The organism is Streptomyces olivochromogenes, from assembly GCF_021538895.1.
GTDB lineage: Bacteria > Actinomycetota > Actinomycetes > Streptomycetales > Streptomycetaceae > Streptomyces > Streptomyces olivochromogenes_A.
In genome coordinates, this window is sequence record NZ_JADDRL010000207.1 from 1 (window position 1) to 8,232 (window position 8,232).

The following is an 8,232-nucleotide window of genomic DNA, read 5'->3' on the forward strand; positions in this document are numbered from 1 at the left end:
GGGGACCGCACCACGGAGGGGCTGACGAACACGTGAACCTGCGCGACAAACTGCGCGGCCTTCTGGTCAGGCTCTACGCACGCCGGGTGGAAGGTCACCTGGACCACGCTCAGGTGCCCAAGCACATCGGCGTCATCATGGACGGCAACCGCCGCTGGGCGAAGGCCGCCGGCTCCAGCACCGTCCACGGCCACCGGGCCGGCGCCGAGAAGATCGAGGAATTCCTCGGCTGGTGCTCCGAGACGGACGTCGAGGTCGTCACCCTCTGGCTGCTGTCCACGGACAACTTCGACCGTCCGAAGGACGAGCTCGTCCCGCTCCTCGGCATCATCGAGGGCGTCGTCCGCACCCTCGCCGCCGACGGCCGCTGGCGTGTGCACCACGTCGGGACGCTCGACCTCCTGCCGTCGGGCATGCAGCAGACGCTGAAGGAGGCCGAGGAGGCCACCGCCCACATCGACGGGATAGTGGTCAACGTGGCCATCGGCTACGGCGGCCGCCAGGAGATCGCCGACGCCGTGCGCGCGATGATCCTGGACGCCCAGGACAAGGGCGTCCCCATGGAGGACCTCGCCGACTCCGTCACCGTCGACATGATCGGCCGTCACCTCTACACGGGCGCCCAGCCCGACCCGGACCTGGTGATCCGGACCAGCGGAGAGCAGAGACTGTCCGGTTTCATGCTGTGGCAGACCGCTCACTCCGAGTACTACTTCTGTGAGGTCTTCTGGCCCGCCTTCCGCAAGGTCGACTTCCTGCGCGCCCTGCGTGACTACGCGGCGCGCCACCGCCGTTACGGCGGCTGAGCGACCGCGGCCGACCGGTCGCGCCCCCCGGCAACCGCCCCGTATGTCCCCGTTGGGGCGGGAGTAACGAGGAGTTCACCAGCGCGCTGTCCTATGCATTTGCATGGCTTCGCATGTTCGAGGGCATAAGCCAAGCAGGTCGACACCCGAACCACGGGTGTCGGATCTCAGCGGGCGGCACGGGGCCGTCCGCCCGGGAGGCCCTTTGCACCAGCCCGACCGTGCCATCACCGCACGGAACCAGCCGCGGAGGGCCGGTTCGCGGCCCGCCGTGTGCGAGGGCCGTCGACCGGTCCAGCTCCTTCTCGTCGCTCCCCGACCTCATCCGAGGGGGTACGTCCTTCCGTGGTGACCAGCACAAAGCGCCACATGCCAGATCGGCGCACGTATGTTCTCGACACCAGCGTCCTGCTGGCCGACCCGAACGCCCTGACCCGCTTCGACGAGCACGAGGTCGTGCTCCCCATCGTCGTGGTCACGGAACTGGAGGCCAAGCGGCACCATCCCGAACTCGGCTATTTCGCCAGGCAGGCCCTACGCCTGCTCGACGACTACCGGGTCCGGTACGGCCGCCTCGATGCCCCCATCCCGATCGGGGAACTCGGCGGCACCGTTCGTGTCGAGCTCAACCACTCGGACCCCAGCGTGCTGCCCACCGGCTACCGCATGGGGGACAACGACTCCCGCATCCTCGCGGTCGCCCGCAATCTGCAGGCCGAGGGGTTCGACGTCACCGTCGTGTCGAAGGACCTGCCGCTCAGGATCAAGGCCTCGTCCGTCGGTCTCCTCGCCGAGGAGTACCGCGCGGAGCTCGCCATCACGGACTCCTCCGGCTGGACCGGAATGTCCGAACTGACCCTGTCCGGCGAGCAGGTGGACATCCTCTTCGAGGAAGGCCACGTGTATGTCCCGGAGGTGTCCGACTTCCCCGTGCACACGGGTCTGACCATCCAGTCGGAGCGGGGCAAGGCGCTGGGCCGGGTGACGTCGGAGGGCAATGTCCGTCTGGTGCGCGGCGATCGGGAGGCGTTCGGCATCAAGGGCCGCAGCGCCGAGCAGCGCATCGCGCTCGACCTGCTCCTCGATCCGGACGTCGGCATCGTGTCGATGGGCGGCCGGGCCGGCACCGGCAAGTCGGCGCTGGCGCTGTGCGCCGGCCTGGAGGCGGTCCTGGAGCGCCGTCAGCACCAGAAGGTGATGGTCTTCCGTCCGCTGTACGCGGTCGGCGGGCAGGAGCTGGGCTATCTGCCCGGCTCCGAGTCCGAGAAGATGAGCCCCTGGGCGCAGGCGGTCTTCGACACCCTCTCCGCGGTCACCAGCCGTGAGGTCATCGAGGAGGTCACCGCGCGCGGCATGCTGGAGGTTCTGCCGCTGACCCACATCCGCGGCCGTTCCCTGCACGACGCGTTCGTGATCGTCGACGAGGCGCAGTCGCTCGAACGGAACGTACTTCTGACCGTTCTGTCCCGGATCGGCGCGAATTCACGGGTCGTTCTGACCCATGACGTGGCGCAAAGGGACAATCTGCGAGTCGGTCGATACGACGGAGTGGTCGCCGTCGTGGAGAAGCTGAAGGGTCACCCGCTCTTCGCGCACGTGACGCTGACCCGGTCCGAGCGGTCCCAGATTGCCGCCCTTGTGACCGAAATGCTGGAGGACGGACACATCTGAACCGACTGTCCAACTTGAGTGGCTTAATCGCCCGTTGGCGCCGTCCGGCAAAGGCCTGAGCCTAGCCGGGCGGCGCCTTCGCGTGTGGCGGTTTCCTGAAATCCCCAGGGGCAAACGGGATGTGAGCTTTCACACGCAACGCAGAATTGCCACCCGGCGTCCGGTTGCGGCAGAGTCTCACTCCTGTCAGGCCCCGCATACGACACACCTGTACCCCCAGCGGTACGGCACCACAAAAGCACCATGGCTAACTCCATAGCGACGTCGTATGCCGCCCGAGCACCACGCGGCGCTCCCCTCGGGGGAGTTGCCCACCGGGTCCGTGCCTCCCGTGACCCCGTAGTTGGGAGGCCAGCGCCAGGGGCACGATTGCGTCCGCCAGGGTCACCGAAGCGGGCGATGCTGGAAGGAAACCGTGTGAGCCGGATCTCGGTCCGGGGATTCGCAGTGGCCTCGGCCACGGCGGTCACCGCTGTCGGAAGCGTCGTCGGCGTTGCCTCGGGCAGCACCGCGCAGAACAACGACGCCGAAGCGACGGCAGCAGACACCACGACGCTGCTCGCGGACATACCCGCGGGACAGCAGGCCCAGGTGCAGACCGCCTCCCTGACGCAGCAGGCCGACGCACAGGCCATCGCGGCCGACGCGAGTGCCAAGAAGGACGCCGAGGCTCTGGCCCGCAAGGCCGCCGCCGAGACCGCCGTCGCGAAGAAGGCTGCCGCGGAGAAGGCGGAGAAGGAAGCCAAGGAGCGCGCGGAGGCGAAGAAGGCGGCCACCCGGTCGACCCGCGACTCCTCCAGCTTCCCCGTCCAGAGCTCGTACTCCGTCTCGCAGATCCAGGCGATGGCGCGCCAGATGGTGGCGAGCGGCCAGTTCCAGTGCTTCAGCAACATCGTGGACCACGAGTCCAGCTGGAACTACCGTGCGGTCAACGCCTCCTCCGGTGCCTACGGTCTCTTCCAGGCCCTGCCCGGCTCCAAGATGTCGTCCGTCGGCGCCGACTGGCAGACGAACCCGGCCACCCAGATCAAGTGGGGCCTCAACTACATGAACAGCCGGTACGGCAGCCCCTGTGAGGCCTGGTCGTTCTGGCAGGCGAACCACTGGTACTGAGCCTCCTCGGTTCCCTCTCAACCTTGCGCAGCCCCTCCCCGTCCTAGGGGGAGGGGCTTTCGCCCTGTACGGTCGGACGCGAACGACTCCAGGGGGGAGTGGTGGCGAGCACCCGAGGACGCGGGGGAAGAGGACGGATCATGTCGCGAGTGCCAGGGTGGCTCGGCCGACTCGGCGCCGGACTGACCCAAGTGAGCCAGCGGTTGGACGAGCGGCGGGCCGAGGTCGAGAAGGAGCACGCCGAGGTGGAACCGGTCGTCGCCGACCGCGTCACCGACCCGGTCCCGGCCGCCCCCGCGCCCGCGCCCGTGGTGCCCGCCGGTCCCCGCCCCGACCCGGCGCAGGCCGTGCCGTGGGGTGTGCGGGTCGCGGCGGAGGCGGGCTGGCGGCTGCTCGTGCTCGCCGGCACGCTGTGGGTGCTGATGCGCGTCATCAGCGCCGTACAACTGGTCGTCTTCGCCTTCGTCATCGCCCTGCTGATCACCGCGCTGCTGCAGCCCACGGTCGCCCGGCTGCGGCGCCACGGGGTGCCGCGCGGTCCGGCGACCGCGCTCACCGCCATCCTCGGCTTCGTCGTGATGGGTCTGATCGGGTGGTTCGTGACCTGGCAGGTCATGGAGAACATCGACACCCTCTCCAACCAGATCCAGAGCGGCATCGACGATCTGCGCAACTGGCTGCTGAAGAGCCCCTTCCACGTCACGGACAAGCAGATCAACCAGATCGCCAAGAACCTCCGCGAGGCGATCGGTGCCAACGCCGACCAGATCACGTCCGCGGGCCTGGAGGGCGTGCAGGTCATCGTCGAGGCCCTGACCGGCATCCTGCTGGTGTTCTTCTCGACGCTGTTCCTGCTGTACGACGGTGAGCGCATCTGGCAGTGGTCGCTGAAGCTGGTGCCCGCGGCGGCCCGCCCGGGCGTGGCCGGCGCCGGCCCGCGCGCCTGGAACACCCTGACGGCCTACGTCCGGGGCACGGTCCTGGTCGCCCTGATCGACGCCATCTGCATCGGCGTCGGCATCTACTGGCTGGACGTGCCGATGGCCGTCCCGCTGGCCGTCTTCATCTTCCTGTTCTCGTTCATCCCGCTCGTGGGCGCGGTCGCCTCCGGCGCGCTCGCGGTGATCGTGGCGCTGGTGACCCAGGGCGTCTTCACGGCCGTCATGACCCTCGTGGTGGTGCTCCTGGTCCAGCAGATCGAGGGGCACATCCTGCAGCCGTTCATCCTCGGCCGTGCGGTCCGCGTCCACCCGCTCGCGGTGGTCCTCACGGTGGCGACCGGCGGCATGGTGGCCGGCATCGGCGGCGCCGTGGTGGCCGTACCGCTGGTGGCGGTGACGAACACGGTGGTGGGCTATCTGCGGCAGTACTCGCTGGAACGGATGGGGCAGGAACCGGCGGCGGACGGCACCGGCCCGCTCCCGCCGGCCCGTCCGGCGCCCGAGGACGCGGTGGTCCGGGCGGCCGCGGCCGGGGGCGCCGCCCTCAAGGACGCCCGGGAAAACACCGAGGGCCCCGCTCACCAAGGGTGAGCGAGGCCCCGGCGGATCGGACCGCTTTGGCCTACTCGGAGAGCACGGCCTCCGCCTCCAGGGTCACGCCGACCGCCTGGACGACCGAGGCGATCTTGAAGGACTCCTGGATGACGTCACGGTCGACGCCCGCCTTGCGCAGGACCTGCTCGTGGGAGTCGAGGCACATCCCGCAGCCGTTGATCGCGGAGACCGCGAAGGACCACAGCTCGAAGTCGACCTTGTCGACACCGGGGTTGCCGATGACGTTCATCCGCAGACCCGCGCGCAGGGTGCCGTACTCGTGGTCCGACAGCAGGTGGCGCGTGCGGTAGAAGACGTTGTTCATCGCCATGACGGCCGCGGCCGACTTGGCGGCGTTGTACGCCTCCGGCGACAGGTTCGCCTTCGCCTCCGGCTCCAGCTCACGCAGGACGATGGGGGAGCGGGACGCGATGGCGGTCGCGAGAACCGTTCCCCACAGCTGCTGCGCGGGCAGGTCGGAGTTGCCGATGACCGAGCCCAGGTTGAGCTTCAGGTCCTTGGCGTAGTCCGGGATCCGGGACTTGAGCGAGTCGAGGGACAACTCACTCACCGGCCAGCAGCGCGACCGGGTCCAGCGTCTGGTCGCCCTTGCTCCAGTTGCACGGGCACAGCTCGTCCGTCTGGAGAGCGTCCAGGACCCGCAGGACCTCCTTGGGGTTACGGCCGACGGAGCCGGCGGTCACCATGGAGAACTGGATCTCGTTGTTCTGGTCGACGATGAAGACGGCGCGCTTGGCGAAGCCGTCCTCGCCCTCGATGCCCAGGTCGCGCATGAGCTCGTGCTTGGAGTCCGCCATCATCGGGAACGGCAGGTCGCGCAGGTCGTCGTGGTCCTTGCGCCAGGCGTGGTGCACGAACTCTGAGTCACCGGAGAAGCCGAGCACCTGGGCGTCACGGTCGGCGAACTCGTCGTTCAGCTTGCCGAAGGCCGCGATCTCGGTCGGGCACACGAAGGTGAAGTCCTTCGGCCAGGCGAAGACGATCTTCCACTTGCCCTCGTAGGTCTTGTGGTTGATCGTGTCGAACTCCTGGCCCTTCTCCAGCGAGACGCAGGCGGTCAGTTCGAACTCGGGGAACTTGTCACCGACAGTGAGCACACGCTCTCCTTGCAGCGAGGAAGCGCCCGGATCGCGGGCGTTTCCCTTGGGTTGGACGTCGTCGATGTTGGCACAGGGTCGATTGATACGGGAAATAGCTACACTCGGTCGTGTTGATCGGAGGTATCTATCAGTGACCGTGAGTAGCGTGAGCGGGCGGCGGCGCCAGCCCAGCCTGTCCCAGCTGCGGGCCTTCGCCGCCGTGGCCGAGCATCTGCACTTCAGGGACGCGGCCGCCGCCATCGGGATGAGCCAGCCCGCCCTGTCGGGAGCGGTCTCGGCGCTGGAGGAGATCCTCGGCGTCACCCTCCTCGAGCGTACGACCCGCAAGGTGCTGCTCTCGCCCGCCGGCGAGCGTCTGGCCGTACGGGCGAAGGCGGTGCTGGACGAGGTCGGCGCGCTGATGGAGGAGGCGGAGGCCGTCCGGGCGCCCTTCACCGGGATGCTGCGGCTCGGGGTCATCCCGACGGTCGCCCCCTATCTGCTGCCCACCGTCCTGCGGCTCGTGCACGAGCGGTATCCCGATCTCGACCTCCAGGTGCACGAGGAGCAGACCGCCAACCTCATCGAGGGGCTGACCAGCGGGCGGCTCGACCTGCTGCTGCTCGCTGTCCCCCTCGGCGTCCCCGGTGTCGTCGAACTCCCGCTCTTCGACGAGGACTTCGTGCTCGTCACGCCCTTCGACCACTGGCTCGGCGGCCGCGAGGGCATCCCGCGCGAGGCGCTCAAGGAGCTCAACCTGCTCCTGCTCGACGAGGGGCACTGCCTGCGCGACCAGGCCCTCGACATCTGCCGGGAGGCCGGACGCGCGGACGCGCCGGTCACCACGACGGCCGCGGGACTGTCCACGCTCGTGCAGCTCGTGGCCGGCGGGCTCGGCTGCACCCTGCTCCCGCGCACCGCCCTCAAGGTCGAGACCACGCGCAGCAACCAGCTCCTCACCGGCTACTTCGCCGATCCCGCCCCGAGCCGTCGCATCGCCCTCGCCATGCGCGCCGGCGCCGCCCGGGGCGCCGAGTACCGGGAGTTCGCCGTGGCCCTGCGCGAGGCCCTGCGGCCGCTGTCCGTGCGGGTGCTCGACGATGGTGCCTGAGTTCGTCTCGTAATCGATCAAATGAGTGTCGAACAAAGCGTTTTGAATGGCGTGATGGTCCAACTTCCGTCAGCCGGGGACAGGTAGGAAAATCCCCGGCAGAAATATGCCGCTGAACTGATACACATACCTCCTCGGTGCGACGCGTCAGGCGTCTGTGCGAAATGCCGAAATGCCAAGGGGAGTGATGTCGGACGTTCGGGACTCCCTCGGCAGGGCCGGTTACGGCCGGCTCGCGCACGCGCTGACCGCGTGCGGGCAGGAGGGATTCACGGGGGACCTGCGGGTGCACGGCAGCCCCGGCGGCGCCTTCCAGCTACGGGGCGGACTCGTCGTCGCGGCGCACAGCCCCGGCGCGCCCGGGCCCGAGGCGCTCCTGCTGCGTTCCGACCGCATCGACGGCGACCAGTGGGCGGACCTGGTGCGCGAGTCCGGCGGGGCACGCTGGCCGGCCGCCGGTCTCATCGCGCACGGTTACGCGGGCGCCGCACAGCTGCGGGTGGTGTGCGCGATGGCGCTGCAGGACGCGACCTTCGCCGTCGTCGCGGGTCTGGTCGACGCCTGCGAGCGCGTCGTCGGCACCGAGGCGCACGCGCCGGTCGCCATCGGTGAGACGCCCGTCCGGCTGCTCCAGGAGGCCGTCCGCAGACTGGCCGCCCTGACCGCGCTGCCGCACCCCGTGCGCCCCGACCGGGAACGCCCCCTGCCGCTGGCCCCGCCGGACCACGGGCTCACCCCGCTGCAACAGGAGTTGCTCGCGCACGCCGACGGCCGCCGCACCTCCCGTGACCTGGCCTTCCGTACCGGGCGCGGGGTCTACACGGTCACGGTCGAGGTCGCGCGCATGCTCGGCGAGGGGCTCCTCGGCTGCGCCGGGACGCCCGCCGGGATCCCGG

Annotated in this window: 8 protein-coding genes; 6 read left to right on the forward strand and 2 right to left on the reverse strand. The window is 69.4% G+C overall.

Annotated elements, in window-relative coordinates; genetic code table 11:
• Positions 1-32 precede the first annotated feature (32 nt).
• From IPZ69_RS45375 to IPZ69_RS45390, 4 genes are all read left to right on the forward strand, one after another.
• Entirely contained in the window at positions 33-806 is a 774-nt protein-coding gene (locus tag IPZ69_RS45375) for an isoprenyl transferase (protein ID WP_235460783.1), read from the forward strand.
• A gap of 345 nt (positions 807-1,151) precedes the next feature.
• Positions 1,152-2,477 carry a PhoH family protein gene (locus tag IPZ69_RS45380; protein WP_235460777.1) on the forward strand — a complete coding sequence of 442 codons (1,326 nt, stop codon included), beginning with the start codon at positions 1,152-1,154 and terminating at the stop codon, positions 2,475-2,477.
• Between the two features lie 417 nt (positions 2,478-2,894).
• Entirely contained in the window at positions 2,895-3,590 is a 696-nt protein-coding gene (locus IPZ69_RS45385; protein WP_235460778.1) for a transglycosylase SLT domain-containing protein, read from the forward strand.
• A gap of 140 nt (positions 3,591-3,730) precedes the next feature.
• Positions 3,731-5,122, forward strand: coding sequence for an AI-2E family transporter (locus tag IPZ69_RS45390; protein WP_235460779.1), 1,392 nt, complete (start codon positions 3,731-3,733; stop codon positions 5,120-5,122).
• Between the two features lie 31 nt (positions 5,123-5,153).
• Here IPZ69_RS45390 and IPZ69_RS45395 read toward each other — a convergent pair whose 3' ends face one another.
• Together IPZ69_RS45395 and IPZ69_RS45400 are read right to left on the reverse strand one after the other, a co-directional pair.
• Positions 5,154-5,687, reverse strand: a complete 534-nt coding sequence (locus IPZ69_RS45395; protein WP_235460784.1) for an alkyl hydroperoxide reductase — start codon at positions 5,685-5,687, stop codon at positions 5,154-5,156.
• Between the two features lies 1 nt (position 5,688).
• Positions 5,689-6,243 (reverse strand): peroxiredoxin, encoded by a 555-nt coding sequence (locus tag IPZ69_RS45400; RefSeq protein WP_235460780.1) that lies wholly within the window; start codon positions 6,241-6,243, stop codon positions 5,689-5,691.
• A 148-nt stretch (positions 6,244-6,391) separates the two neighbouring features.
• On the opposite strand from IPZ69_RS45400, the gene IPZ69_RS45405 reads away from it, so the two are divergent.
• Positions 6,392-7,336 (forward strand): LysR substrate-binding domain-containing protein, encoded by a 945-nt coding sequence (locus IPZ69_RS45405; protein WP_374296159.1) that lies wholly within the window; start codon positions 6,392-6,394, stop codon positions 7,334-7,336.
• Positions 7,337-7,523: 187 nt separating this feature from the next.
• The coding region (locus IPZ69_RS45410; protein WP_235460782.1) for a MarR family transcriptional regulator at positions 7,524-8,232 on the forward strand (709 nt) is incomplete at its 3' end.